This is a genomic window from Streptomyces sp. A2-16, assembly GCF_018128905.1.
Classification (GTDB): Bacteria; Actinomycetota; Actinomycetes; order Streptomycetales; family Streptomycetaceae; genus Streptomyces.
The window spans coordinates 6,667,688-6,692,413 of record NZ_CP063808.1 but is presented as its reverse complement, the minus strand read 5'-3'; the positions used below and the strand labels follow the sequence as shown (position 1 = coordinate 6,692,413).

Annotated in this window: 24 protein-coding genes; 18 read left to right on the top strand and 6 right to left on the bottom strand. The window is 70.5% G+C overall.

Going from position 1 to position 24,726, the window contains the following annotated elements; genetic code table 11:
• Positions 1 to 3: 3 nt before the first annotated feature.
• The 4 genes from IOD14_RS30025 to IOD14_RS30010 are packed head-to-tail and all read right to left on the bottom strand — an operon-like array spanning position 4 to position 3,531.
• Entirely contained in the window at positions 4 to 630 is a 627-nt protein-coding gene (locus tag IOD14_RS30025; protein ID WP_212672041.1) for a response regulator transcription factor, read from the bottom strand.
• Positions 627 to 1,865 carry a sensor histidine kinase gene (locus tag IOD14_RS30020; RefSeq protein ID WP_249126101.1) on the bottom strand — a complete coding sequence of 413 codons (1,239 nt, stop codon included), beginning with the start codon at positions 1,863 to 1,865 and terminating at the stop codon, positions 627 to 629. The genes IOD14_RS30025 and IOD14_RS30020 overlap by 4 nt, the downstream gene beginning before the upstream one ends.
• Positions 1,823 to 2,668, bottom strand: coding sequence for an ABC transporter permease (locus tag IOD14_RS30015; protein ID WP_212672040.1), 846 nt, complete (start codon positions 2,666 to 2,668; stop codon positions 1,823 to 1,825). The genes IOD14_RS30020 and IOD14_RS30015 overlap by 43 nt, the downstream gene beginning before the upstream one ends.
• Positions 2,665 to 3,531: an ABC transporter ATP-binding protein gene (locus IOD14_RS30010; RefSeq protein WP_123987946.1), complete on the bottom strand. Its 867-nt coding sequence runs from the start codon at positions 3,529 to 3,531 to the stop codon at positions 2,665 to 2,667. Before IOD14_RS30010 ends, IOD14_RS30015 begins: the two co-directional genes overlap by 4 nt.
• A 145-nt stretch (positions 3,532 to 3,676) precedes the next feature.
• Between IOD14_RS30010 and IOD14_RS30005 the strand changes: the two genes are divergently transcribed.
• From IOD14_RS30005 to rpsD, 3 genes are all read left to right on the top strand, one after another.
• Complete coding sequence (locus IOD14_RS30005; RefSeq protein WP_123987945.1) at positions 3,677 to 4,339, top strand: vitamin K epoxide reductase family protein; 663 nt, start codon at positions 3,677 to 3,679, stop codon at positions 4,337 to 4,339.
• 46 nt (positions 4,340 to 4,385) lie between these two features.
• Positions 4,386 to 5,741, top strand: coding sequence for a replication-associated recombination protein A (locus IOD14_RS30000; RefSeq protein WP_123987944.1), 1,356 nt, complete (start codon positions 4,386 to 4,388; stop codon positions 5,739 to 5,741).
• Positions 5,742 to 6,037: 296 nt separating this feature from the next.
• Complete coding sequence (rpsD, locus tag IOD14_RS29995; RefSeq protein WP_123987943.1) at positions 6,038 to 6,652, top strand: 30S ribosomal protein S4; 615 nt, start codon at positions 6,038 to 6,040, stop codon at positions 6,650 to 6,652.
• A 30-nt stretch (positions 6,653 to 6,682) separates the two neighbouring features.
• On the opposite strand, the gene IOD14_RS29990 is transcribed toward rpsD, so the two are convergent.
• Positions 6,683 to 8,845: an AAA family ATPase gene (locus IOD14_RS29990; RefSeq protein ID WP_174269067.1), complete on the bottom strand. Its 2,163-nt coding sequence runs from the start codon at positions 8,843 to 8,845 to the stop codon at positions 6,683 to 6,685.
• Between the two features lie 151 nt (positions 8,846 to 8,996).
• On the opposite strand from IOD14_RS29990, the gene IOD14_RS29985 reads away from it, so the two are divergent.
• From IOD14_RS29985 to nusB, 13 genes are all read left to right on the top strand, one after another.
• Positions 8,997 to 9,431 carry a DUF948 domain-containing protein gene (locus IOD14_RS29985; protein ID WP_174269066.1) on the top strand — a complete coding sequence of 145 codons (435 nt, stop codon included), beginning with the start codon at positions 8,997 to 8,999 and terminating at the stop codon, positions 9,429 to 9,431.
• Between the two features lie 10 nt (positions 9,432 to 9,441).
• Positions 9,442 to 9,768, top strand: coding sequence for a hypothetical protein (locus IOD14_RS29980; RefSeq protein WP_123987941.1), 327 nt, complete (start codon positions 9,442 to 9,444; stop codon positions 9,766 to 9,768).
• On the top strand, positions 9,768 to 12,440 hold the full coding sequence (alaS, locus tag IOD14_RS29975; RefSeq protein WP_123987940.1) for an alanine--tRNA ligase: 2,673 nt from the start codon (positions 9,768 to 9,770) through the stop codon (positions 12,438 to 12,440). Before IOD14_RS29980 ends, alaS begins: the two co-directional genes overlap by 1 nt.
• Positions 12,440 to 12,904, top strand: a complete 465-nt coding sequence (gene ruvX, locus IOD14_RS29970; protein ID WP_031056400.1) for a Holliday junction resolvase RuvX — start codon at positions 12,440 to 12,442, stop codon at positions 12,902 to 12,904. The genes alaS and ruvX overlap by 1 nt, the downstream gene beginning before the upstream one ends.
• A 122-nt stretch (positions 12,905 to 13,026) precedes the next feature.
• Positions 13,027 to 14,766, top strand: a complete 1,740-nt coding sequence (gene mltG, locus IOD14_RS29965) for an endolytic transglycosylase MltG (protein ID WP_123987938.1) — start codon at positions 13,027 to 13,029, stop codon at positions 14,764 to 14,766.
• Complete coding sequence (locus IOD14_RS29960) at positions 14,747 to 15,586, top strand: shikimate dehydrogenase (RefSeq protein ID WP_123987937.1); 840 nt, start codon at positions 14,747 to 14,749, stop codon at positions 15,584 to 15,586. Before mltG ends, IOD14_RS29960 begins: the two co-directional genes overlap by 20 nt.
• A gap of 153 nt (positions 15,587 to 15,739) precedes the next feature.
• Positions 15,740 to 16,924, top strand: coding sequence for a chorismate synthase (gene aroC, locus IOD14_RS29955; protein WP_123987935.1), 1,185 nt, complete (start codon positions 15,740 to 15,742; stop codon positions 16,922 to 16,924).
• Positions 16,921 to 17,433: a shikimate kinase gene (locus IOD14_RS29950; protein WP_123987934.1), complete on the top strand. Its 513-nt coding sequence runs from the start codon at positions 16,921 to 16,923 to the stop codon at positions 17,431 to 17,433. The genes aroC and IOD14_RS29950 overlap by 4 nt, the downstream gene beginning before the upstream one ends.
• Positions 17,430 to 18,521, top strand: a complete 1,092-nt coding sequence (gene aroB, locus IOD14_RS29945) for a 3-dehydroquinate synthase (protein ID WP_123987933.1) — start codon at positions 17,430 to 17,432, stop codon at positions 18,519 to 18,521. The genes IOD14_RS29950 and aroB overlap by 4 nt, the downstream gene beginning before the upstream one ends.
• Before the next feature lie 292 nt (positions 18,522 to 18,813).
• Positions 18,814 to 19,719 carry a Pro-rich N-terminal domain-containing protein gene (locus IOD14_RS29940; protein ID WP_212672039.1) on the top strand — a complete coding sequence of 302 codons (906 nt, stop codon included), beginning with the start codon at positions 18,814 to 18,816 and terminating at the stop codon, positions 19,717 to 19,719.
• Between the two features lie 222 nt (positions 19,720 to 19,941).
• Positions 19,942 to 21,048, top strand: coding sequence for an aminopeptidase P family protein (locus IOD14_RS29935; protein ID WP_212672038.1), 1,107 nt, complete (start codon positions 19,942 to 19,944; stop codon positions 21,046 to 21,048).
• 52 nt (positions 21,049 to 21,100) lie between these two features.
• Positions 21,101 to 21,667, top strand: coding sequence for an elongation factor P (gene efp / locus IOD14_RS29930; protein WP_020138098.1), 567 nt, complete (start codon positions 21,101 to 21,103; stop codon positions 21,665 to 21,667).
• Between the two features lie 2 nt (positions 21,668 to 21,669).
• Positions 21,670 to 22,104, top strand: coding sequence for a transcription antitermination factor NusB (gene nusB, locus IOD14_RS29925; protein ID WP_123987930.1), 435 nt, complete (start codon positions 21,670 to 21,672; stop codon positions 22,102 to 22,104).
• Between the two features lie 231 nt (positions 22,105 to 22,335).
• On the opposite strand, the gene bldD is transcribed toward nusB, so the two are convergent.
• The gene (bldD, locus tag IOD14_RS29915) at positions 22,336 to 22,836 is read right to left on the bottom strand and encodes a transcriptional regulator BldD (RefSeq protein ID WP_003956405.1); all 501 of its coding nucleotides are present in this window, start codon (positions 22,834 to 22,836) and stop codon (positions 22,336 to 22,338) included.
• A gap of 253 nt (positions 22,837 to 23,089) precedes the next feature.
• On the opposite strand from bldD, the gene pyrR reads away from it, so the two are divergent.
• Positions 23,090 to 23,665, top strand: a complete 576-nt coding sequence (gene pyrR, locus IOD14_RS29910; protein WP_123987929.1) for a bifunctional pyr operon transcriptional regulator/uracil phosphoribosyltransferase PyrR — start codon at positions 23,090 to 23,092, stop codon at positions 23,663 to 23,665.
• 81 nt (positions 23,666 to 23,746) lie between these two features.
• Positions 23,747 to 24,724, top strand: a complete 978-nt coding sequence (locus IOD14_RS29905; protein WP_123987928.1) for an aspartate carbamoyltransferase catalytic subunit — start codon at positions 23,747 to 23,749, stop codon at positions 24,722 to 24,724.
• Positions 24,725 to 24,726: the final 2 nt, after the last annotated feature.

The window sequence follows — 24,726 nt, the reverse complement described above, 5'->3', positions numbered from 1 at the left end:
GCGTCACTGGTCGAGCAGCCCGTGCCGCATGGCGCTGGTCACGGCGGCCGTCCGGTCGTCGACGCCCAACTTGGCGAAGACGCGCAGCAGATGGGTCTTCACCGTCGACTCGCCGATGTACAGCCTGCGGCCGATCTCCGCGTTCGTGCAGCCCTCCGCCACCAGCCGCAGCACCGCCGTCTCGCGCTCCGAGAGCCGCGGCCGTTCCGGCCGGGTGCGCAGCCGGTCGACCAGACGGGCGGCGACCGTCGGGGCCAGGACCGTCTCGCCGCGCGCGGCGGCCCGCACCGACTCCGCCAGTTCGGCCCGGGGAAGGTCCTTGAGGAGATAACCGGCGGCTCCCGCCTCCACGGCCCGCAGGATGTCCCGGTCCGTCTCGTACGTCGTCAGCACGATCACCCGGCAGGGCAGGCCGGCCTCCGTCATCCGAACGATCGACTCGACGCCCGAGCCACCCGGCATCCGCAGGTCCATCAGCACGATGTCGGGTCGCAGTTCCGCCGCCAGCGCCTCCGCCTGCGGTCCGCTGGACGCGTCGGCGACCACCTCCAGGTCCGGTTCCGCGGTCAGCATGGCCCGCAGACCCTCCCGTACGACGGGATGGTCGTCGGCCAGGACGATCCGGATCATGAACAGCTCCTCGGGGGAGGTACGGGCAGACGGACGGTGACCGTGGTGCCGCCGCCGGGCACGCTGTCCACCCGGACCGTCCCGCCTGCCTCGGCGGCGCGGGCGCGGAGCCCCGCCAGACCGTAGCCGTCACGGACGGTCCCGGGATCGAAGCCCCGGCCGTCGTCCCGTACGGACAGGGTGAGGCTCTCGTCGCCGTAGGCGAGGCCGATCCCCACCGTCACCGAACTCCCTGCGTGCTTACGGCAGTTCGTGAGCGCCTCCTGGCACGAGCGCAGGGCGACGACCTCGGGTCCCGCGGGCAGCGGACGGACCGGACCGGTCACGTCGAGCTTCGCCGAGTGGCGTGCCGCCAGCCGGCCCAGCGCGTCCGGCAGCGAGGAGCCGTCCAGATCGGCGGGGGTGCCGTCGGCCACCAGGGCCCGTGCCTCGGCGAGGTTCAGCCGGGCCGTCTCGTCCATCAGGGCCAGATGACGGCGGGCCTGCGGCACATCGTGGTCGAGCTCGGCCTCGACGGCCTGGACCAGCATCAGCAGGCTGGTGAAACCCTGCGCCAGGGTGTCGTGGATCTCCCGGGCCATCCGCTCCCGCTCGGCCAGCGCCCCGTGCGCCGCCGACAGCCGCGCGACCTCGTGCCGGCTCGAGTCCAACTCGGCGATCAGGGCCGCCCGTTCCTGGCTCTGCTCGATGATCCGGACGACATAGCTGCCGACGGCCACCGAGAAGACCAGGGTGACGACGGCGAACAGGCCGTTGTAGAAGACGTCCTGGTCGCTCGGCCACCACACCAGGGCCCAGCCCACCACGGGCACGACATTGATCACGGCCACGGCGGTCAGCGCCCAGCGCATCCGCAGGGTCATGAAGCACTGGGGCACGAGGGCGAAGGTCATCAGCCGGGTCTCGCCGACCAGGATCGCCGACGGCAGGAACAGCGCCATCATCGCGCCGAGGTAGGTGAGGGCCTCGCGCGCGTCGGGCGGATCCTGTCTCAGCAGGGGACGCCCGACCCGGACGAAGAGCGGGACCAGCGGCACCAGCAGCGCCGCCGCGATCACCCGGACCGGCCACCCGGGGTGTCCCGTGCCCAGCACGAAGACCAGGGTGGCCAGCCAGATCAGCGCGAAGTAGGTGTCCCAGAGCCGGAAGGAACGGTCCCAGGAGTACGCGCCCCCGGCGTCCGCCGGACCGTTCACCCGTCGCGCCGGTGCTTCCACCGGAATGTCAGCAGACACAGCAGCAATCCTCCGACGCACCACGCCCCCAGCACCAGGGCGGTGCGCCCGAACTCCCAGCCGCCCGCCTGCTCCAGGACCTGCGCCGAGTCCGGCAGGAACACCCCGCGCAGCCCCTGGCACATCCACTTCAGCGGGAACAGGGCGCCGATGTTCAGCATCCAGTCGGGGATCGTGTCGATCGAGATGTACACCCCGGAGATGAACTGCAGGACCAGGAAGGGCAGGACGACCACGGAGCTCGCGCTCTTGCCGGACCTGGGCACCGAGCTGATCGCGATGCCGAGCAGCGCGCACGCCGTGAGCCCGAGCACGAAGATCCAGGCGAAGGCGAACCACCGGCCGGCGTCCGACGGCAGCTCGACGTCGTACAGCGTGGTTCCGACGAGCAGCAGGATCGCCGTCTCCAGGACGCCGGTGACCAGAACCAGCCAGATCTTGCCGAGGAAGTACGCGGCCGGCGGCATCGGCGTGCCGCGCAGCCGGCGCAGCACCTTCTCGTCCCGCTCGACGGCGATCAGGACACCCAGCGACTGGAAGCTCGTCGACATGATGCCCGCGGCCATCATCGCCGGGACGTACAGCTGCGAGGCCTTGATGCCCGCACCCTCCACGTCGTCGCTGAAGATCGACGCGAACAAGAACAGCAGGACCATCGGGAAGGCGAAGGTGAACACCACCTGGTCGCGCTGGCGGAAGAACTGCCTCATCTCCAGGGCGCCCCGCCGCAGCCCGAGCCCCCAGACACCGGGCAGCCGCGTCGCGGGGGCATCGGTCCGGGACCGTACGGCGGTCGAGGTCATCGCGCGTCCTCCTGTCCGGTGAGCCGGAGGTAGACGTCCTCCAGCGTGGGGCGGCCGACCCGGAGCCCCGGGATCTCGCCGTCGAAGCGGCGCATCAGCTCGGCGACCGTCCTGGTCGGGGTGTCCGAGTGCTCCGCGCACGGGGCGCCGTCCGGCCCGGTCCACTCGACGGTGGCGCCGGTGCCGTACCGCTCCCGGAGCGCGGCCGGTTCGTCCACGGCGACGACCCTGCCCCGGCAGATCACGGCCAGCCGGTCGGCGAGCGCCTCGGCCTCCTCCAGGTAGTGCGTGGTGAGCAGGATGGTCGTGCCCTCGACGGACAGCTTGCGGATCAGGTCCCAGAACCGGCGCCGGGCCGCCGGGTCGAAACCGGTCGTCGGCTCGTCCAGGAGCAGCAGCTCGGGACCGCCGATCACGCCGAGCGCCACGTCGAGCCGCCGGCGCTGACCGCCGGACAGGGCCTTGATCCGGCTGCCCGCCCTGGCCTCCAGGCCCACCAGTGCGATGACCTCCTCGGGGTCCCGCGGCCGCGGGTAGTAGCGGGCGAAATGCCGGACGGTCTCCGCGACCGTCAACTCGGCGGGGGCGGATTCGTCCTGCCAGACGATTCCCACACGGGATCGCCACGCGCGCGTGGCGTGCGCGGGGTCCGAACCGAGCACGGACACCTCGCCCGCGTCCCGGTCCCGGTTGCCCTGGAGGATCTCCACCGTGGTGCTCTTGCCCGCGCCGTTGGGTCCGAGCAGGCCGAAGACCTCGCCCCGGCGGATGCCGAGATCGATCCCGTCGACCGCGGTCACGCCGCCGTACCGCTTGCGCAGTCCTCGAACGTCCACCGCGAGTTCGTTCGCGTGTGTGGTCATGTCGACGAGCCTCGGCCGGAACCGAACGCTCAGGGACGACCGTGCGTACTTCCTTATGTCCACCGAACGGTGGACAAGCCCCCGCGTGCGGCACAATGGCCCCTGCCCGAAGAAGGTCCAACTCTCAAGCAGACGGATCGGCGTGATGAGCAAGACCACAGTGAAAGACGTCTCCACGGAGCCCGAGCCCTCGTCGGCGAGGTCCGACGCCGCGCCCCGGACGGTGGGCGGCAGCCGTGCCTTCGCGCTGCTGATGGTGATCACCGGTGCCGCCGGACTGCTCGCCGCTTGGGTCATCACGATCGACAAGTTCAAGATCCTCGAGGGCAAGGTCAGCGGCAAGACGTTCACGCCGAGCTGCTCCCTCAACCCGATCGTCTCCTGCGGCAGCGTGATGGAGAGCAAGCAGGCCGCCGCCTTCGGGTTCCCCAACCCGATGCTGGGCCTGGTCGCCTACGGCATCGTGATCTGCGTCGGCATGAGCCTGCTGGCCCGCGCCACCTTCCCGCGCTGGTACTGGCTCACCTTCAACTTCGGCACGCTCTTCGGCGTGGTCTTCGTCACCTGGCTCCAGTTCCAGTCGCTGTACCGGATCAACGCGCTGTGCCTGTGGTGCTCGCTGGCCTGGGTCGCGACGATCACGATGTTCTGGTACGTGACCTCGTTCAACGTCCGCAACGACCTGCTGCCGTCCCCGGGCTGGCTCAAGCGCTTCCTCTCCGAGTTCACCTGGGTCCTGCCGGTCACGCACTGCGGCATCATCGCGATGCTGATCCTGACCCGCTGGGGCGACAAGCTCTGGGCCTGACCGACGGCCGGCGGCGTTGTCAGTGCGGTGACATAGGGTTTTGAGCGTGGAGCCCGATCTGTTCACCGCGGCGGCGGAAGAGCGCCAGGAGAAGGACCCGGCCGGCAGCCCCCTGGCGGTCCGGATGCGCCCGCGCACCCTCGACGAGGTGGTGGGCCAGCAGCACCTGCTCAAGCCGGGCTCACCGCTGCGCCGACTGGTCGGCGAGGGCAGCGGCGGCCCCGCCGGACCCTCCTCGGTGATCCTCTGGGGCCCGCCCGGCACCGGCAAGACGACTCTGGCCTACGTCGTCTCCAAGGCGACGAACAAGCGCTTCGTGGAGCTCTCCGCGATCACCGCCGGCGTCAAGGAGGTCCGCGCGGTCATCGAGGGCGCACGCCGCGCCACCGGCGGCTTCGGCAAGGAGACCGTCCTCTTCCTCGACGAGATCCACCGCTTCAGCAAGGCCCAGCAGGACTCCCTGCTTCCCGCAGTCGAGAACCGCTGGGTGACCCTGATCGCGGCGACCACCGAGAACCCGTACTTCTCGATCATCTCCCCGCTGCTGTCCCGGTCGCTGCTGCTCACCCTCGAACCCCTCACCGACGACGACCTCAGAGGGCTCCTGAGGCGGGCGCTGAGCGACGAGCGCGGTCTCAGGGACGCCGTCGCCCTCCCCGAGGACACCGAGGACCACCTCCTGCGGATCGCCGGAGGTGACGCCCGCCGCGCCCTGACCGCCCTGGAGGCCGCGGCCGGAGCCGCGCTCGACAAGGGCGAGCCGGAGATCTCCCTCACCACACTGGAGGAGACGGTCGACCGCGCGGCCGTGAAGTACGACCGCGACGGCGACCAGCACTACGACGTGGCCAGCGCCCTCATCAAGTCCATCAGGGGCTCCGACGTGGACGCGGCCCTGCACTACCTGGCCCGCATGATCGAGGCCGGCGAGGACCCCCGCTTCATCGCCCGCCGCCTGATGATCTCCGCCAGCGAGGACATCGGCCTCGCGGACCCCAACGCCCTGCCCACAGCCGTGGCCGCCGCCCAGGCCGTCGCCATGATCGGCTTCCCCGAGGCCGCCCTGACGCTGAGCCACGCCACCATCGCGCTCGCCCTGGCCCCGAAGTCCAACGCCGCGACCACGGCGATCGGCGCCGCCATGGAGGACGTACGCAAGGGACTGGCCGGTCCCGTGCCGCCGCACCTGCGCGACGGGCACTACAAGGGCGCCGCCAAGCTCGGGCACGCCCAGGGGTACGTCTACCCGCACGACCTGCCCGAGGGCATCGCCGAGCAGCAGTACGCCCCGGACGCCATCAAGGACCGCGAGTACTACGAACCCACCCGGCACGGCGCCGAGGCCCGGTACGCGGACGCGGTGGAGTGGACCAGGAAGCACCTCGGTCGGAAGCGGTCCTGAGCACCCTGTAGAATCCCTCGAAGTGCTGTGTCCCGTGCAGTCAGAACGGGACGGTCAGCCGGAACCCCCAGTGGGTTCCAGGAGCGTCGCGCACCGTTCGAATGGTGTCGCGGGCAGCCCACCACCACTCACCGCACGGTGAGACCGGTCGGTGGGCCACTCGCGTGCTGCACGTATGTGCCCAGACCAGGGGAGCGGCTGCCCATCGGGCCCTTTCGAGGACCCGGCGGGTTTCCCCGGCTGCGGATGCGACCTCCCATAACTCTGACGAGCCGAACACTGAGAAATGAGAGATTGTGGCGAACCAGTCCCGCCCCAAGGTCAAGAAGTCGCGTGCCCTCGGCATCGCGCTGACCCCGAAGGCCGTCAAGTACTTCGAGGCCCGTCCCTACCCCCCGGGTGAGCACGGCCGTGGCCGCAAGCAGAACTCGGACTACAAGGTCCGTCTGCTCGAGAAGCAGCGTCTGCGTGCGCAGTACGACGTGTCCGAGCGCCAGCTCGTCCGCGCCTACGAGCGTGCCTCCAAGGTTCAGGGCAAGACCGGTGAGGCCCTGATCATCGAGCTCGAGCGTCGTCTCGACGCGCTGGTCCTGCGTTCGGGCATCGCCCGCACGATCTACCAGGCCCGCCAGATGGTCGTCCACGGCCACATCGAGGTCAACGGTCAGAAGGTCGACAAGCCGTCCTTCCGCGTCCGTCCCGACGACGTCGTGATGGTCCGCGAGCGCAGCCGCGAGAAGACCCTCTTCTCGATCGCCCGTGAGGGCGGCTTCGCCCCCGACGGCGAGACCCCGCGCTACCTCCAGGTGAACCTCCGCGCCCTGGCCTTCCGCCTGGACCGCGAGCCGAACCGCAAGGAGATCCCGGTGATCTGCGACGAGCAGCTCGTCGTCGAGTACTACGCCCGCTGATCACCGGCAGGCCGTAGCACCCGCACCACCTCAGCCCGCCGTCTCCCCGCCCTTCCGGGTGGGCGAGGCGGCGGGCTGCTGCATGCCGGGGCCCGCTTCGGCGGGCCGCGCGGAACCCCGCGGCGCCGGCAGCCCGTCGACCGGACGCGCGCGGCCCAGTGCCCGGCACACCGCCGCGTCCCGGCCGAGCGCCCGGCCCTGCCGTACGCCCTCCTCGTACCGTTCGTCGCCCAGCCGCTCCCGGACCGTCGCCTCGCACAGTTCGTGCGGGGCGTTGTAGTAGGCCGAACCGAACAGGGGCAGGCCCACCGACGGCCACAGCGAGGCCGCCGCGCCCTGGAGGACGGCGGCCTCGACCGCGTCGCCCTGGGTCACCGTGACCAGGGCGAGGAGCTCGATCGACAGGACCGAACCGAGCAGGTCGTGGAAGGCGTGCGCGCAGGCCAGACAGTCGGTGAGCAACTCACGCGCGCGTGCCGCGTCGCCCTCGCTCCAGGCCGCGTACGCCAGGACGTACAGGGCGTACGACCGCGCCCACCGCTCGCCGTGGTCCTCGCACACCCGGCGCACGTCCTCGCACAGCCGCACCGCGTCCGGCAGATCGCCCAGGAAGGCACGGGCCATCGCCAGCTCGACCTGACCCATCAGCACATTGCTGTTGAGCTCGCCGATCTCCTGGTAGCGCGCCAGCGACGAGCCCAGCAGGGCCTGCGCACGGGGCATGTCGTCCGAGACGAGCGCCAGACAGCCGGTGCGGTGCTCGGCGTACGCCGCCGCTGTCGGGTTCGCCGACCGCTCCGCCTCCTCCCGGCACTCCTGGAGCGCCGCCAGCGCGGGCACCGTGTCGCCCTGGAGGATCGCCACATAGCCGAGGACCCACAGGGCCTTGAGGCGTGCGTGCTCATGGCCCGGCTCCAGTTCGACGCTGCGCTCCAGCCAGTGCCGGCCCTCCGAGAGCCGGCCGCAGCCCACCCAGCAGAACCACAGGGAGCCCGCGAGATGCTGGCCCAGCTCCGCCCCGTCGGGCTCGGTCAGGCAGTACTCCAGGGCGCAGCGCAGGTTCGGCAGCTCGGCCTCGATCCGCGCGGCCACCTCGTTCTGGCGCGGCGAGAACCAGTCCAGTTCGCACCAGGTCGCCAGGCCCACGTACCAGTCGCGGTGCCGCCTGCGCAGCCGTACCGAGTCACCGGTCGCCTCCAGCCACTCGGCGCCGTAGGCCCGGACCGTGTCGAGCATCCGGTAGCGCACGCCGGTCGCCGTCTCCTCGCGGGCCACCACCGACTGGGCGAGCAGCGCGGACAGCACGTCGAGCACGTCGTCGGAGTGCAGACCGCCGCCGCTGCACACGTACTCGGCGGCCTCCAGGTCGAACTGCCCGGCGAACACCGACAGCCGCGACCACAGCAACCGCTCCTCGGACGTGCACAGTTCATGGCTCCAGCCGATCGCCGTGCGCAGCGTCCGGTGCCGGGGGAGAGCGTCCCGGCCGCCGCCCGTCAGCAACCGGAACCGGTCGTCGAGCCGCTCCAGCAGCTGGGCGGGGGCCAGCGCCCCCAGCCGCCCCGCGGCCAGCTCGATCGCCAGCGGGATGCCGTCGAGGCGCCGGCACAGCTCCCGTACGTGCGGATCGTCCCCGGCCGTCACCCCCTGCCGCCCGGCCCGCTCCGCGAACAGCTCCACGGCCTCGTCCTCGCCCAGCGGGCCCAGTGCGAGGACCTGCTCGCCGGCGACGGCCAGCGGCCGTCGTCCCACAGCGAGCACGGAAAGACCCGGCAACTGTTCCAGCAGGTCCACGACCAGGGCGGCGCAGGCGTCCACCAGATGCTCGAAACCGTCGAGGACCAGCAGGAGTCGACGTCCGGTCAGATGGGCCAGGAGCGTCTCGCGCGGCGCCCGCACGGTGTGGTCCGTCAGGCCCAGCGTCTCCACGACCGCGTAGTCGAGGAACTCCGGATCGCGGACGGCGGCCAGCTCGACACGCCACACCCCGTCGGGCGGCGCGCACCGGGCGCCCGCCACGCGCGCCGCGAGCCTCGACTTCCCGATGCCGCCGGGGCCCGTCACCGTCACCAGCCGCGAGGTGTCGAGCGAGCGTGCCAGCCCCGAGAGCTCCGCGCGCCGGCCGACGAAGCCGTCGAGCTCCAGCGGGATGTTGCCGTTCGCCTCGGTGCCGTCGGGCTGATGACTGTGCATGGAACACGGAGCGTACTTAAGTGTGTTCACTCCGTACAATCGTCAAGGACAACTCGGGTGCGGGCGAGGGGTAATCCGGTGCGGAGCGCCGTCCCCGGCGCGATAGGCTCGGCGGAGACTTTTTCCATAGACAGCACGTTTCAGGGAGCGGGTGCACACAGTGTCCGGTGGAGAGGTTGCCGGGATCCTGGTGGCCGTCTTCTGGGCGATCCTGGTCTCCTTCCTCGCCGTCGCGCTGGCGAGGCTGGCCCAGACGCTCAAGGCGACCACCAAGCTCGTCGCGGACGTGACCGACCAGGCCGTCCCGCTGCTGGCCGACGCCTCCACCGCGGTGCGCTCCGCGCAGACCCAGATCGAGCGCGTCGACGCGATCGCCTCGGACGTCCAGGAGGTCACGTCCAACGCCTCCGCGCTGTCCACCACCGTCGCCTCCACCTTCGGTGGCCCCCTGGTCAAGGTCGCGGCCTTCGGCTACGGCGTGCGCCGCGCGATGGGCGGGCGCAAGGACGACGTGCCCGCGAAATCCTCCCGGCGTACCGTGATCGTGGGCCGGGCGGTTTCCCGGGGCCGAGGCAAGAAGGACTGAGGCTCAAGAGATGTTCCGCCGTACTTTCTGGTTCTCCACGGGCGTGGCCGCGGGTGTCTGGGCCACCACCAAGGTGAATCGCAAGCTGAAGCAGCTGACTCCCGAGAACCTCGCCGTCACGGCGGCCAACAAGGCGATCGAGACGGGCGGCCGACTCAGGGACCGCGCGGTCGGCTTCGCGCTCGACGTCCGCGACAACATGGCCCAGCGGGAGGCCGAGCTGACGGACGCCCTGGGTATCCGGGAGGATCCCGAGCTTCCCGCCCCCAGGCGCATCGCCGCCATCGAGAACACGACGCACACCACGCATTCGTACAACCGGAATGAGGACCACTGATGGAGTCGGCCGAGATTCGCCGCCGCTGGCTGAGCTTCTACGAGGAGCGCGGTCACACCGTCGTCCCTTCGGCGTCGCTCATCGCGGACGACCCGACTCTGCTCCTGGTCCCCGCCGGCATGGTGCCCTTCAAGCCTTACTTCCTCGGTGAGGTCAAGCCGCCGTGGGCGCGCGCCACCAGCGTGCAGAAGTGCGTGCGCACCCCCGACATCGAAGAGGTCGGCAAGACCACCCGGCACGGCACCTTCTTCCAGATGTGCGGCAACTTCTCCTTCGGCGACTACTTCAAGGAAGGCGCCATCAAGTACGCCTGGGAGCTGCTCACCAGCCCCCAGGACAAGGGCGGTTACGGCCTGGAGCCGGAGAAGCTCTGGATCACCGTGTACCTGGAGGACGACGAGGCCGAGCGCATCTGGCACGAGGTCGTCGGGGTGCCGAAGGAGCGCATCCAGCGCCTCGGCATGAAGGACAACTACTGGTCCATGGGCGTCCCCGGACCCTGCGGCCCCTGTTCCGAGATCAACTACGACCGCGGCCCCGAGTTCGGCGTCGAGGGCGGCCCCGCCGTCAACGACGAGCGGTACGTGGAGATCTGGAACCTCGTCTTCATGCAGTACGAGCGCGGCGAGGGCATCGGCAAGGACAACTTCGAGATCCTCGGCGAGCTCCCCAGCAAGAACATCGACACCGGCCTCGGACTCGAGCGCCTGGCGATGATCCTGCAGGGCGTGCAGAACATGTACGAGATCGACACCTCCATGGCCGTCATCAAGAAGGCCACCGAGCTGACCGGTGTCGCGTACGGCGACGCCCACGACTCCGACGTCTCCCTGCGCGTGGTCACCGACCACATGCGCACGTCCGTCATGCTCATCGGCGACGGCGTCACCCCGGGCAACGAGGGCCGCGGTTACGTCCTGCGCCGCATCATGCGCCGCGCGATCCGCAACATGCGCCTGCTCGGTGCCACCGGGCCGGTCGTGCTCGACCTGATCGACACCGTGATCGCCATGATGGGCCAGCAGTACCCCGAGCTCGTCACCGACCGCGAGCGCATCGAGAAGGTCGCCGTCGCCGAGGAGAACGCGTTCCTCAAGACGCTCAAGGCCGGCACCAACATCCTCGACACCGCGGTCACCGAGACCAAGCAGGCCGGTGGCAAGGTCCTCGCCGGTGACAAGGCGTTCCTGCTCCACGACACCTGGGGCTTCCCGATCGACCTCACCCTCGAGATGGCCGCCGAGCAGGGCCTCTCCGTGGACGAGGACGGCTTCCGCCGCCTGATGAAGGAGCAGCGGGAGCGCGCCAAGGCCGACGCCCAGGCCAAGAAGACCGGCCACGCCGGTGCCGGTGCCTACCGGGAGATCGCCGACAAGGTCGGCGAGACCGACTTCATCGGCTACAGCGACACCGAGGGCGAGTCCACGATCGTCGGCATCCTCGTCGACGGCACCTCCTCCCCGGCCGCCACCGAGGGCGACGAGGTCGAGATCGTCCTGGACCGCACCCCGTTCTACGCCGAGGGCGGCGGCCAGATCGGCGACACCGGGAAGATCAAGGTCGACTCCGGTGCCGTCATCGAGATCCGCGACTGCCAGAAGCCGGTCCCGGGCGTCTACGTCCACAAGGGCGTCGTCCAGTTCGGCGAGGTCACCGTCGGTGCCAAGGCGCACGCCTCCATCGACAGCCGCCGCCGCACCGCCATCGCCCGCGCCCACTCGGCCACCCACCTCACCCACCAGGCGCTGCGGGACGCGCTCGGCCCGACGGCCGCCCAGGCCGGTTCCGAGAACCAGCCCGGCCGTTTCCGCTTCGACTTCGGTTCCCCGTCCGCCGTACCCACGGCCGTGATGACCGACGTCGAGCAGAAGATCAACGAGGTGCTCGCCCGCGACCTCGACGTCCGTGCCGACGTCATGGGCATCGACGAGGCCAAGAAGCAGGGCGCCATCGCCGAGTTCGGCGAGAAGTACGGCGAGCGGGTCCGGGTCGTCACCATCGGCGACTTCTCCAAGGAGCTGTGCGGCGGCACCCATGTGCACAACACCTCGCAGCTCGGCCTGGTCAAGCTGCTCGGCGAGTCGTCGATCGGCTCCGGTGTCCGCCGTATCGAGGCGCTCGTCGGTGTCGACGCCTACAACTTCCTCGCCCGTGAGCACACGGTCGTCGCCCAGCTCCAGGAGCTGATCAAGGGCCGCCCGGAGGAGCTCCCGGAGAAGGTCTCCGCCATGCTCGGCAAGCTGAAGGACGCCGAGAAGGAGATCGAGAAGTTCCGCGCCGAGAAGGTCCTGCAGGCCGCGGCCGGTCTCGCCGAGTCCGCCAAGGACATCCGCGGCATCGCCGTCGTCACCGGGCAGGTCCCGGACGGCACCACCGCCGACGACCTGCGCAAGCTGGTCCTCGACGTGCGCGGCCGCATCCAGGGCGGCCGGGCCGCGGTCGTGGCCCTCTTCACGGTCAACAACGGCAAGCCGCTCACGGTCATCGCCACCAACGAGGCCGCCCGCGAGCGCGGTCTCAAGGCCGGTGACCTGGTCCGCACCGCGGCCAAGACCCTCGGCGGCGGCGGTGGCGGCAAGCCGGACGTCGCCCAGGGCGGCGGCCAGAACCCGGCCGCGATCGGTGAGGCCGTGGACGCCGTGGAGCGCACGGTCGGGGAGACGGCCAAGTAATGCGCCGAGGCCGCAGGCTCGCGATCGACGTCGGGGACGCCCGTATCGGGGTCGCCTCGTGCGACCCCGACGGGATCCTCGCCACCCCGGTGGAGACGGTCCCGGGCCGGGACGTCCCGGCAGCTCAGCGCCGGCTGAAGCAGCTGGTCGAGGAGTACGAACCGATCGAGGTCGTCGTCGGTCTCCCTCGCTCCCTCAAGGGGGGCGAGGGCCCGGCCGCCGTGAAGGTCCGCGGTTTCGTCCAGGAGCTCGCCCGGGGGATCGCGCCCGTTCCGGTCAGGCTCGTCGACGAGCGGATGACCACGGTGACGGCCAGTCAGGGACTGCGCGCATCCGGAGTGAAATCCAAAAAGGGCAGATCGGTCATCGACCAGGCAGCGGCCGTGATCATTCTTCAGCAGGCCCTGGAATCCGAACGGGTGTCAGGTAAAGCACCCGGCGAGGGCGTCGAAGTGGTCATCTGATCGCGATACGGTAACGTTCCGCGCGATGCGGCGACATTCGAACAGTCACCGCACAGAAAGAGGCGGAGCGGTAGCCGAATCGTGGAAGCAGGTGACCGCCGCCTCGCGGCTCTAGGGGATCGATGACTGAGTATGGCCGGGGCCAAGGCTCCGAACCGTGGCATCCGGAGGACCCGTTGTACGGGGACGACGGATGGGGTGGACAGCAGGCCCCTGCGGGTCAGCAGTCCCCCTACGGCGGCCAGCCGCAGCACTATCCGCAGCAGCCGCAGCAGCAGGCCCAGTACGACAACGGTGGCTGGGGCGACGGCCAGCAGGCAGCCTACGGTCAGGCGCAGCAGCAGTACCCGCAGCAGCACGACGGCCAGTACGACCAGCACCAGCAGTACAACCACCAGTACGACCAGCAGCAGTACGGCCAGCAGCAGTACGACCAGCAGGCCTATCAGGGCCAGCCGCAGCAGCCGTACGACCAGGGCGGCTGGGCGGCCGGCGCCCAGGGGCAGGTTCCCTACCCTGCCGACCCCTCGGATCCCTACGGTCAGCAGGCCGGCGCGTACGGCGCCGAGCAGCAGGACTACTACGGCAGCCCCGACGCCTACCCGCCGCCGGAGCCGCCGAGCCGTCGGAGCGCCGAACCGGAGGCACGGACCGACTGGGATCCCGGCCCCGACCAGGGCGAACACGCCTTCTTCGCGGGCGGTGACGACGAACCGGACGAGTCGGACGACCCGGAGAGCGGCCGCGGTGACCGGCGGGGCCGGGGCGGCAAAGGGACCAAGAAGCGCAAGAGCGGCTGCGCCTGTCTGGTGGTCCTGCTGGTGTTCGGCGGCGGTACCGCGGGCGTCGGTTACTTCGGGTATCAGTTCTACCAAAATCGTTTCGGCGCGGCTCCGGACTATGCCGGGGACGGCACGAGCGAGATGGTCACCGTCCAGGTCCCCAAGGGCGCGGGCGGCTATGCGATCGGCCGGCTGCTGAAGGACGCGGGCGTCGTGAAGAGCGTCGACGCCTTCGTGTCCGCCCAGGAGCAGAACCCCAAGGGCAAGGCGATCCAGGCCGGTGCCTATCTCCTGAAGAAGGAGATGTCCGCCGAGAGCGCCGTCGTGATGATGCTCGACCCGAAGAGCCAGAACAATGTGCTGGTCGCTCCGGGTGTGCGGAACATCGTCGTCTACAAGAGGATCGACGAGAAACTCGATCTCGCTTCCGGTGCCACGCAGAAGGTCGCCGAGCAGAAGTACAAGAGCCTCGGGCTGCCGAGCTGGGCGAACGACAACGAGGACATCAAGGACCCGCTGGAGGGCTTCCTCTATCCGGGCACCTATCCGGCGGCGAAGGGCATGAAGCCCGAGACGGTGCTGAAGGAAATGGTCACCCAGGCCGCCTCGCAGTACGGCAAGTACGACCTGGAGGCGAAGGCCAAGGCGCTCAAGCTGGACAACCCGCTGCAGGTCATCACGGTCGCGAGCCTCGTCCAGGCCGAGGGGAAGACCGAGGAGGACTACCGCAAGATGGCGGAGGTGGTCTACAACCGCCTCAATCTCGCGAATCCCGAGACCTACGGCCTGCTCCAGTTCGACTCGACCTTCAATTACCTGAAGAACGAGAGCAACATCCACATCGGCGAGTCGGAGATCAAGAGCAACAAGGACCCGTACAACACGTACACGAACAAGGGTCTGCCGCCCGGTCCGATCGACAATCCGGGCGATGTCGCGCTGAAGGCGGCACTGAATCCGACCGACCAGGGCTGGTACTACTTCGTCGCCACCGACGGTGTGAAGACCACCGAATTCGCCAAGACGCACGCTGAATTCCTGAGGCTCAAGGACAAGTTCGATGCAAGCACGGGCAGTTGACGCCCGCCGGGCCGCCGTCCTCGGCAAGCCCATCACCCACTCCCTGTCACCGGTCCTGCACCGGGCCGCCTACCAGGAGCTGGGACTCACAGGCTGGTCGTACGACCGCTTCGAACTCGACGAGGCCGCCCTGCCCGGGTTCGTCGAGGGGCTCGGCCCCGAGTGGGCCGGACTGTCGGTGACCATGCCGCTCAAGCGGGCGGTCATCCCGCTGCTCGACGAGATCAGTGAGACGGCCGCCTCGGTGGAGGCGGTCAACACGGTCGTGTGCACCGAGGACGGCCGCCGCGTCGGCGACAACACCGACATCCCGGGGATGGTCGCCGCCCTCGGGGAGCGGGGCATCGAGCAGGTCGACTCGGCGGCCGTCCTCGGCGCCGGCGCCACCGCCTCCTCCGCGCTCGCCGCGCTCGCCCGGATCTGCACCGGCGAGGTCGTCGCCTACGTCCGAAGCGAGGCCCGGGCCGCCGAGATGCGGCAGTGGGGCGAGCGCCTCGACGTCGAGCTCCGCACCGCCGACTGGGCCGACGCCGCCGAGGCCCTGCGCGCCCCCCTGGTGATCGCCACCACCCCCGCAGGAGCCACGGACACGCTCGCCCACGCCGTACCGGAGCGCCCCACGGTCCTGTTCGACGTGCTCTACGACCCCTGGCCGACCGAACTGGCCGCCCGCTGGTCGATGACCGGCGGGGCCGTGGTCGGCGGCCTTGACCTGCTGGTGCACCAGGCGGTGCTCCAGGTCGAGCAGATGACGGGCCTCGGCCCCGCACCTGTGGAGGCCATGCGGAAGGCGGGGGAGCACGCGCTGGCGGCCCGCTGACGTCCGTCTGCTGGACCTGTGACCGGTCGTCGCCGCAGGACGTGGGAGGATCGGAGGTGGCCGGCCGGGGCCGCGCACCTGGTCGCGCCGTTGCCGTACGCGAGGACGCGCGTAAGCAGGGCAGTACCAGGGCGCGAGCACTGAGGAGCACCGTTGAGCAGGTTGCGCTGGCTGACCGCGGGGGAGTCCCATGGTCCCGCACTCGTGGCGACGCTGGAGGGGCTTCCCGCCGGTGTGCCGATCACCACGGAGCTGGTGGCGGATCATCTGGCGAGGCGTCGGCTGGGTTATGGCCGCGGTGCCCGGATGAAGTTCGAGCAGGACCAGGTCACGTTCCTCGGCGGTGTCCGCCACGGTCTCAGCCTCGGTTCCCCGGTCGCGATCATGGTGGGCAACACCGAGTGGCCGAAGTGGGAGCAGGTCATGTCGGCCGACCCCGTCGACCCGGAGATCCTGGCCGGCCTCGCGCGCAATGCGCCCCTGACCCGTCCGCGCCCCGGCCACGCCGACCTCGCGGGCATGCAGAAGTACGGCTTCGACGAGGCCCGGCCGATCCTGGAGCGTGCCTCTGCGCGGGAGACGGCGGCCCGGGTGGCGCTGGGCGCGGTGGCCCGCTCGTACCTCAAGGAGACGACCGGCATCGAGATCGTCTCGCACGTCGTCGAGCTGTGCTCTGTGAAGGCCCCGGCCGGGGTGTACCCGACCCCGGCGGACGTCGAGAAGCTGGACGCGGACCCGCTGCGCTGCCTGGACGCGGACACCTCGAAGGCGATGGTGGCCGAGGTCGACCAGGCCCACAAGGACGGCGACACCCTCGGTGGTGTGGTGGAGATCCTGGCCTACGGCGTGCCGGTGGGCCTCGGCTCCCACGTGCACTGGGACCGCAAGCTGGACGCCCGGCTCGCCGGTGCGCTCATGGGCATCCAGGCGATCAAGGGTGTCGAGCTGGGTGACGGTTTCGAGCTGGCGCGGGTGCCGGGCTCGAAGGCGCACGACGAGATCGTGAACACCCCCGAGGGCATCCGCCGCGTCTCCGGCCGCTCGGGCGGGACCGAGGGCGGTCTGTCCACGGGTGAGCTGCTGCGGGTGCGGGCGGCGATGAAGCCCATCGCGACCGTGCCGCGCGCCCTGCAGACCGTCGACGTGACCACCGGTGAGGCCACGCAGGCACACCACCAGCGCTCCGACGTCTCCGCGGTCCCCGCCGCCGGCATCGTCGCCGAGGCCATGGTCGCGCTCGTCCTGGCGGACGCGGTGGCGGAGAAGTTCGGCGGCGACTCGGTGCCCGAGACCCGCCGCAACGTGCGCTCGTACCTCGAGAACCTGGCCATCCGATGAGCCCTCTGGTGGTGCTCGTCGGTCCGATGGGTGTGGGCAAGTCGACGGTCGGGCAACTGCTGGCCGACCGGCTCGGCACGGGCTACCGGGACACCGACGAGGACATCGTCGCCGAGCAGGGCCGCACGATCGCGGAGATCTTCGTCGACGAGGGCGAGCCGGTCTTCCGGGCCATCGAGAAGGCCGCGGTGGCGCGGGCGCTCGCCGAGCACGACGGCGTCCTGGCGCTGGGCGGCGGCTCGATCCTGGACGCGGACACCCGCGCCCTGCTGGCCGGGCAGCAGGTGGTGTACCTGTCGATGGACGTCGAGGAGGCGGTCAAGCGCACCGGCCTGAACGCCGCGCGGCCGCTGCTCGCGGTCAACCCGCGCAAGCAGTGGCGCGAGCTGATGGAGGCCAGGCGCTCGCTGTACGAGTCGATCGCCACGGCGGTCGTGGCAACCGACGGCCGTACGCCCGAAGAAGTCACCCAAATCGCGCTGGACGCACTGGAGTTGAAGGAAGTATGAGCGAGGCAGTGACGCGCATCCAGGTCGGCGGCACCGCGGGAAGCGAGCCCTACGAGGTCCTGGTGGGACGTCAACTCCTGGGCGAGCTCGGCGCGTTGGTCGGGGAGAAGGCGCAGCGGGTCGCTGTCATCCACCCCGAGGCGCTCGCGGACACCGGGGACGCGCTGCGCGCCGACCTCGCCGAGCAGGGCTTCGAGGCCGTCGCCATCCAGGTCCCGAACGCGGAGGAGGCCAAGACCGCCGAGGTCGCCGCCTACTGCTGGAAGGCGCTCGGCCAGTCCGGCTTCACCCGCTCCGACGTCGTGGTTGGCGTCGGCGGCGGCGCGACCACCGACCTCGCCGGTTTCGTGGCCGCGACCTGGCTGCGCGGGGTGCGCTGGATCGCCATCCCGACCACCGTGCTCGCCATGGTCGACGCGGCCGTCGGTGGCAAGACGGGCATCAACACCGCTGAGGGCAAGAACCTCGTCGGCGCCTTCCACCCGCCGGCCGGAGTCCTGTGCGACCTGGCCGCGCTGGACTCGCTGCCCGTCAACGACTACGTCTCCGGGCTCGCCGAGATCATCAAGGCCGGGTTCATCGCCGACCCGGCGATCCTGGAGCTCATCGAGTCCGACCCCGAGGCCGCGCGCACTCCGGCGGGCCCGCACACCGCCGAGCTCATCGAGCGCTCGATCCGGGTCAAGGCCGAGGTGGTCTCCTCCGACCTCAAGGAGTCGGGCCTCAGGGAGATCCTCAACTACGGCCACACGCTCGCCCATGCCATCGAGAAGAACGAACGGTACAAGTGGCGGCACGGCGCCGCGGTGGCCGTGGGCATGCACTTCGCCGCCGAACTGGGCCGTCTGGCGGGCCGGTTGGACGATGCGACCGCCGACCGCCACCGCACGGTCCTGGAGTCGGTCGGACTGCCGCTGCACTACCGCTACGACCAGTGGCCAAAGCTCCTGGAGACCATGAAGGTCGACAAGAAGTCCCGCGGCAACCTGCTGCGGTTCATCGTCCTGGACGGACTGGGCAAGCCCACCGTCCTGGAGGGCCCGGACCCGGCGGTCCTGCTCGCCGCGTACGGCGAGGTCGGCCAGTAAGTCCCGCGACGGGCGTTCCGCCGGATTCGCCTTGCGGCAGGGGCACTTCGGGGCGCCCCCGGTCGTTTCACCAAACGCGGGCCGGGGGCGGTACCGTTCGGTGGCGAGCGGGGTGTGCACCACCCCGTAACCAGCGCCGATCAGCCTGACGCGAGTGAGCCGGAGGGGCGCGTCGGAGACGAGAGGACGAGCGGGCGGCGGGCCTTCGGGCCGCGCGCGGTCGGACTCCCGGCACCGACGCTGGCGTCCCGGAGGCGAGCGAGCCGAAAAAGACGAGACGGAGTGGCACCGGATGCAGCACGCAGTGGGTTCTCCGCTGCCGCCGCCCCACCAGCCGGGGCACGGATCGGCCGAAGGCTGGTCGCCGGCCGCACACCACCCGGGACCGCATCACCCGGGTGCGCACCAGGGCTCTGCCCCGGTGCCCCCACCGCCCCCGGCACCGGGCTTCACCCCGGCTCCGGTACCGCAGACGCCACCGCACTCCCAGATACCGCCGGCGCCGCAGCACTCCCCGGTCCCACCCGCGCCGCCGCATTCACCGGGGCCGGTGCCTGACACCACCGGCCATGTGCCGCTGCCGCCCGGCGCCCCCGTGGGCGCCCCCAGCAGCCCGCCCGCCGCCACGCCCGACCCCGCGGGCACCACCCTCGCGGTGCTGCTCATCGGTCCGGCGGGCGCCGGAAAGACGAGCGTCGCCAAGTACTGGGCCGACCATCGCCGGGTCCCCACCGCCCACATCAGCCTCGACGACGTGCGCGAGTGGGTCCGCTCGGGCTTCGCCGACCCGCAGTCCGGCTGGAACGACCACTCCGAGGCGCAGTACCGCCTCGCCCGCCGCACCTGCGGCTTCGCCGCCCGCAACTTCCTTGCCAACGGCATCTCCTGCATCCTCGACGACGCGGTCTTCCCGGACCGGCCGGTGGTCGGCCTCGGCGGCTGGAAGCGGCACGTGGGCCCCGGGCTGCTGCCGGTGGTGCTGCTGCCGGGCCTGGAGATCGTCCTGGAGCGCAACGCGGAACGGTCCGGCAACCGCCGTCTGACGGACGAAGAGGTCGCGCGGATCCACGGCCGGATGGCGGGGTGGTACGGCTCGGGCCTGCCGATCATCGACAACAGTCAGATGGACGTACCGCAGACGGCGAGGGTCCTGGACGACGTGCTGGCGAGGTCGATCGCAAGCCCGCCGAGCTGGTAGCGGGGGCGGACCCGGACCCACGCAGGGGCCTGGGGAACTGCGCGACCAGCCCCACCGGGCCCGGAGACGACGACCGGCCCCCGCCGAGCCTTGTAGACAACGACCAGTCCCCACCGGGCCCGGAGACGACAACCAGCCCCCGCCGAGCCTGTAGACGACGACCGGCCCCCACTCGGCCTCTCCCGAACGGCGCCGCACCGAGATGACTCCTACGCTCGAGTCATGTCAGAGGTGTACGCCACCCGCAGAGCCCGCTTGCGCGACCGCTGCCAGGCCGGCGGCAGCCAATCCGCGCTGATCTCCCGCCCGGCCAACGTCCGCTACCTCGCGGGAGCGGCTTCGCGGGGCAGCGCCCTGCTGCTCGGCAGGACCGAGGACCTGCTGGTGTGCACCAGCCCCCCGGACGAACGTCCCGGCATCGGCCGCCCCGACGAGTTCCTGCGCGTCCACACCCTCCCCGGTGCCGCCGGCGACCCCGCGGTGGCCGCGGCGGACCTCGCCGCCGAGCAGGGCGCCGACTCGCTCGCCGTGGAGGAACAGCACCTCACGGTCGCCCGGCACCGGGCGATCCGCTCCGTCGCCCCACGCCTGCGCCTCGCCGACCTCGGTGGTGCGGTCGAACAGCTCCGCGTCATCAAGGACGAGGAGGAGATCTCCAGCCTGCGCATCGGCGCCGAGATCGCCGACCAGGCCCTGGGCGAACTCCTGGAGTCCATCCTCGTCGGCCGCACCGAGCGACACCTCGCCCTCGAACTGGAGCGGCGCCTGGTCGACCACGGCGCCGACGGCCCGGCCTTCACCACCTCCGTCGGCACCGGCCCGAACTCCGGCCGCCGCGGCCACCGACCCACCGACCGCCGCGTCGAGGAGGGCGACTTCCTCTCCGTCTGCCTGGGCGCGAACTACCGCGGCTACCGCTGCGAGATCGGCCGGACCTTCGTCATCGGGACGTCCCCCGCCGACTGGCAGATCGAGCTGTACGACCTCGTCTTCGCCGCTCAGCGGGCCGGACGCGAGGCGCTGGCACCCGGCGCCGCCTACCGTGACGTGGACCGGGCGGCCCGCCAGGTACTGGAGTCCGCGGGGCACCACGAAGGCCTCCCGGCCCTCACCGGACACGGTGTCGGACTGGAAATCGACGAGGACCCGCAGTTGGCCCCCGCGGCCATGGGTAAACTGGACGCTTGCGTGCCGGTCACCGTCGAACCGGGGGTCCACCTCCCGGGACGGGGCGGCGTCCGGATCGATGACACGCTCGTCGTACGCCCCGAGGCGGACGGCGGACCCGAGCTACTCACCATCACGACCAAGGAGCTGCTCGCCCTCTAGACAAGGTGCGTGCGCCGGGGTCGTCCACGTCAGTCCAGGAGATTCCGCAACCGTGGCTTCCACGAACGACCTCAAGAACGGCCTGGTGCTCAAGCTCGAAGGCGGCCAGCTCTGGTCCGTCGTCGAGTTCCAGCACGTCAAGCCCGGCAAGGGCCCCGCATTCGTGCGCACCAAGCTCAAGAACGTGCTGTCCGGCAAGGTCGTCGACAAGACGTTCAACGCCGGCGTCAAGGTCGAGACGGCCACTGTCGACAAGCGCGACATGCAGTTCTCGTACATGGACGGCGAGTACTTCGTCTTCATGGATATGGAGACCTACGACCAGCTGATGATCGACCGCAAGACGGTCGCCGACGCCGCGAACTTCCTCATCGAGGGCTTCACCGCGACCGTCGCGCAGCACGAGGGCGAGGTGCTCTTCGTCGAGCTGCCTGCCGCCGTCGAGCTGACCATCCAGGAGACCGAGCCGGGCGTCCAGGGCGACCGCTCCACGGGCGGCACCAAGCCCGCCACCCTGGAGACCGGTCACCAGATCCAGGTCCCGCTCTTCATCACCACCGGTGAGAAGATCAAGGTCGACACCCGCACGAGCGACTACCTCGGCCGGGTGAACAGCTAACCGTGGCTGCCCGCAACACGGCCCGCAAGCGCGCCTTCCAGATCCTCTTCGAGGGCGACCAGCGCGGCGTCGATGTCCAGACGGTCCTCGCGGACTGGATCCGGCTCTCCCGGGACGACACCCGGCAGCCGCCGGTGAGCGAGTACACGATGCAGCTGGTCGAGGGCTACGCGCAGCACGCGAAGCGCATCGACGAGCTGATCGCGCAGTACTCGGTCGGCTGGACGCTGGACCGTATGCCGGTCGTCGACCGCAACCTCCTGCGTCTGGGCGCCTACGAGCTGATCTGGGCCGACGAGACGCCGGACGCGGTGGTGCTCGACGAGATGGTGCAGCTGGCCAAGGAGTTCTCCACGGACGAGTCGCCCTCGTTCGTGAACGGCCTGCTGGGCCGGCTCAAGGACCTGAAGCCGTCGCTGCGCCGGGACGAGGCCTAGAACCGCGCCGCCACGAGGCGTCGGACTGTGCCGCGACGAGGCGCGAGACCGTGCCGCGACGAGGCGTACGAGACGTGAAACGCCTGAGGGCCCGCAGCGAGACCGCAGCGGGCCCTCAGGCGTATCCGGTACGGCTGGGACCCGCAGTGGTCGCAGAACGCCGCCGGGGTGGCCGGAACCGTGAAGTTCCGGCCACCCCGGCGGCACGTTTCTGCTGAGGCTGGGAGCGGCTCAGCTCTCCTCGTGGGACACCGCGCGACGCGCGTCGGCGTCCAGCACACCCCAGCTGATCAGCTGCTCGGTGAGGACCGAGGGCGACTGGTCGTAGATGACGGCGAGTGTGCGCAGGTCGTCCTGGCGGATCGAGAGCACCTTGCCGTTGTAGTCGCCGCGCTGGGACTGGATCGTCGCGGCGTAGCGCTGGAGGGGACCTGCCTTCTCGGCCGGGACATGGGCCAGCCGCTCCAGGTCCAGGACCAGCTTCGGCGGGGGCTCGGCGGCCCCGCCCGGAGTGGTGCCGGGCAGGAGTTCCTGCACCGGAACGCCGTAGAAATCCGCCAACTCGGCAAGGCGCTGCACGGTCACCGCGCGGTCGCCGCGCTCGTACGAACCGACCACGACCGCCTTCCAGCGTCCCTGGGACTTCTCCTCGACACCGTGGAGGGAAAGGCCCTGCTGGGTGCGGATGGCCCGAAGCTTGGCCCCGAGCTGTTTGGCGTATTCGCTGGACATATAGCTCCCCGGACACTGGATCGACGCGGCCGCAGTGGTTTCGAGCCGCGCGTCTGGTAACTCACTGTGAGGTTACGCAGCGTGACTCTTCTGCGTCAAGCCGAATGGTCCACACCGACTCTTCCGCGAGAGTGGTGGCCGATTGGGCCAAGGGGGTGATCGGGGGGCTCGTATCGGCCTGCTACGGTGGATGGCGCAAATCCGACGTCCTTTAAGGTCCGTCCCGTGAGGCGGAGAAGGAGGTCCGTTTCTTATGGACAAGCAGGACAATTCCGCCAGCCCCGCGTCCGATGCCCGGCCCGTTCTCGAGGGCCCCGACATCGCACGCGTACTGACCCGCATCGCCCACGAGATCGTCGAACGCGCCAAGGGCGCCGACGACGTGGTGCTCCTCGGCATCCCCACCCGGGGCGTCTTCCTCGCCCAACGGCTCGCCGTGAAGCTCGAGGAGATCACCGACCGCAAGATCCCGGTCGGCTCGCTCGACATCACCATGTACCGCGACGACCTGCGCATGCACCCGCCGCGTGCGCTGGCCCGCACCGAGATCCCCGGTGACGGCATCGACGGCCGCCTGGTCGTCCTCGTCGACGACGTGCTCTTCTCCGGCCGCACCATCCGCGCCGCCCTGGACGCCCTGAACGACATCGGGCGCCCCCGCGCGGTGCAGCTCGCGGTCCTCGTCGACAGAGGGCACCGCGAACTGCCCATTCGCGCCGACTACGTCGGCAAGAACCTCCCCACGTCGTTGCGGGAGACGGTCAAGGTCCAGCTCGCCGAGGAGGACGGTCGCGACACCGTGCTGCTCGGCGTGAAGCAGACCCAGTAGCGAGCCCCGGGGCACGTCCTTCCTCGGCGTGCCCGAGCTTGCCCGGAATCTCCCTCTGAACTGCCTTACGGAGCCTGACAGATGCAGCGTCATCTCATCTCGGCCGCCGACCTCACCCGCGACGACGCCGTCCTGATCCTCGACACCGCCGAGGAGATGGCCCGGGTCGCCGACCGGCCGATCAAGAAGCTGCCGACCCTGCGCGGCCGCACGATCGTCAACCTCTTCTTCGAGGACTCCACGCGCACGCGTATCTCCTTCGAAGCCGCCGAGAAGCGCCTCTCGGCGGACGTCATCAACTTCACCGCCAAGGGCTCCAGCGTGTCCAAGGGCGAGTCCCTCAAGGACACCGCCCAGACCCTGGAGGCCATGGGCGTCGACGCCGTCGTCATCCGGCACGGAGCCTCGGGGGCGCCGTACCGCCTCGCCAACTCCGGCTGGATCGACGCGGCCGTCATCAATGCCGGTGACGGCACCCACCAGCACCCGACCCAGGCCCTGCTCGACGCGTTCACCATGCGCCGCCGGCTGGTCGGGCGGGACGCCGGGATCGGCCAGGACCTCGCAGGCAAGCGCATCACGATCGTCGGGGACGTCCTGCACAGCCGGGTCGCCCGCTCCAACGTCGACCTGCTGCACACCCTCGGCGCCGAGGTCACCCTCGTCGCCCCGCCCACCCTGGTGCCGGTCGGCGTCGAGACCTGGCCCTGCGAGGTCTCGTACGACCTGGACAGCACGCTGTCCAAGGCGGACGCGGTGATGATGCTGCGCGTCCAGCGCGAGCGCATGAACGCCGCGTTCTTCCCGACCGAGCGCGAGTACTCGCGCCGCTACGGCCTGGACGGCGACCGCATGGCCCGGATGCCGGAGCACGCCATCGTGATGCACCCCGGCCCGATGGTCCGCGGCATGGAGATCACCGCCGAGGTCGCCGACTCCGACCGCTGCACCGTCGTCGAGCAGGTCGCAAACGGAGTCTCCATCCGGATGGCCGTCCTGTATCTGCTGCTCGGGGGAAACGAGCCCGCCGTCAGCCACACCCGTATCGAGGAGAAGTAAGT

What these genes read in the sequence shown, in the direction of transcription:
- IOD14_RS30025 (WP_212672041.1), bottom strand. Translation starts at nt 630, where the DNA reads ATGATCCGGATCGTCCTGGCCGACGACCATCCCGTCGTACGGGAGGGT.
- IOD14_RS30015 (WP_212672040.1), bottom strand. Translation starts at nt 2,668, where the DNA reads ATGACCTCGACCGCCGTACGGTCCCGGACCGATGCCCCCGCGACGCGG.
- IOD14_RS30010 (WP_123987946.1), bottom strand. Translation starts at nt 3,531, where the DNA reads ATGACCACACACGCGAACGAACTCGCGGTGGACGTTCGAGGACTGCGC.
- IOD14_RS30005 (WP_123987945.1), top strand. Translation starts at nt 3,677, where the DNA reads ATGAGCAAGACCACAGTGAAAGACGTCTCCACGGAGCCCGAGCCCTCG.
- IOD14_RS29990 (WP_174269067.1), bottom strand. Translation starts at nt 8,845, where the DNA reads ATGCACAGTCATCAGCCCGACGGCACCGAGGCGAACGGCAACATCCCG.
- IOD14_RS29980 (WP_123987941.1), top strand. Translation starts at nt 9,442, where the DNA reads ATGTTCCGCCGTACTTTCTGGTTCTCCACGGGCGTGGCCGCGGGTGTC.
- alaS (WP_123987940.1), top strand. Translation starts at nt 9,768, where the DNA reads ATGGAGTCGGCCGAGATTCGCCGCCGCTGGCTGAGCTTCTACGAGGAG.
- ruvX (WP_031056400.1), top strand. Translation starts at nt 12,440, where the DNA reads ATGCGCCGAGGCCGCAGGCTCGCGATCGACGTCGGGGACGCCCGTATC.
- mltG (WP_123987938.1), top strand. Translation starts at nt 13,027, where the DNA reads ATGACTGAGTATGGCCGGGGCCAAGGCTCCGAACCGTGGCATCCGGAG.
- IOD14_RS29960 (WP_123987937.1), top strand. Translation starts at nt 14,747, where the DNA reads ATGCAAGCACGGGCAGTTGACGCCCGCCGGGCCGCCGTCCTCGGCAAG.
- IOD14_RS29950 (WP_123987934.1), top strand. Translation starts at nt 16,921, where the DNA reads ATGAGCCCTCTGGTGGTGCTCGTCGGTCCGATGGGTGTGGGCAAGTCG.
- aroB (WP_123987933.1), top strand. Translation starts at nt 17,430, where the DNA reads ATGAGCGAGGCAGTGACGCGCATCCAGGTCGGCGGCACCGCGGGAAGC.
- IOD14_RS29940 (WP_212672039.1), top strand. Translation starts at nt 18,814, where the DNA reads ATGCAGCACGCAGTGGGTTCTCCGCTGCCGCCGCCCCACCAGCCGGGG.
- IOD14_RS29935 (WP_212672038.1), top strand. Translation starts at nt 19,942, where the DNA reads ATGTCAGAGGTGTACGCCACCCGCAGAGCCCGCTTGCGCGACCGCTGC.
- bldD (WP_003956405.1), bottom strand. Translation starts at nt 22,836, where the DNA reads ATGTCCAGCGAATACGCCAAACAGCTCGGGGCCAAGCTTCGGGCCATC.
- pyrR (WP_123987929.1), top strand. Translation starts at nt 23,090, where the DNA reads ATGGACAAGCAGGACAATTCCGCCAGCCCCGCGTCCGATGCCCGGCCC.
- IOD14_RS29905 (WP_123987928.1), top strand. Translation starts at nt 23,747, where the DNA reads ATGCAGCGTCATCTCATCTCGGCCGCCGACCTCACCCGCGACGACGCC.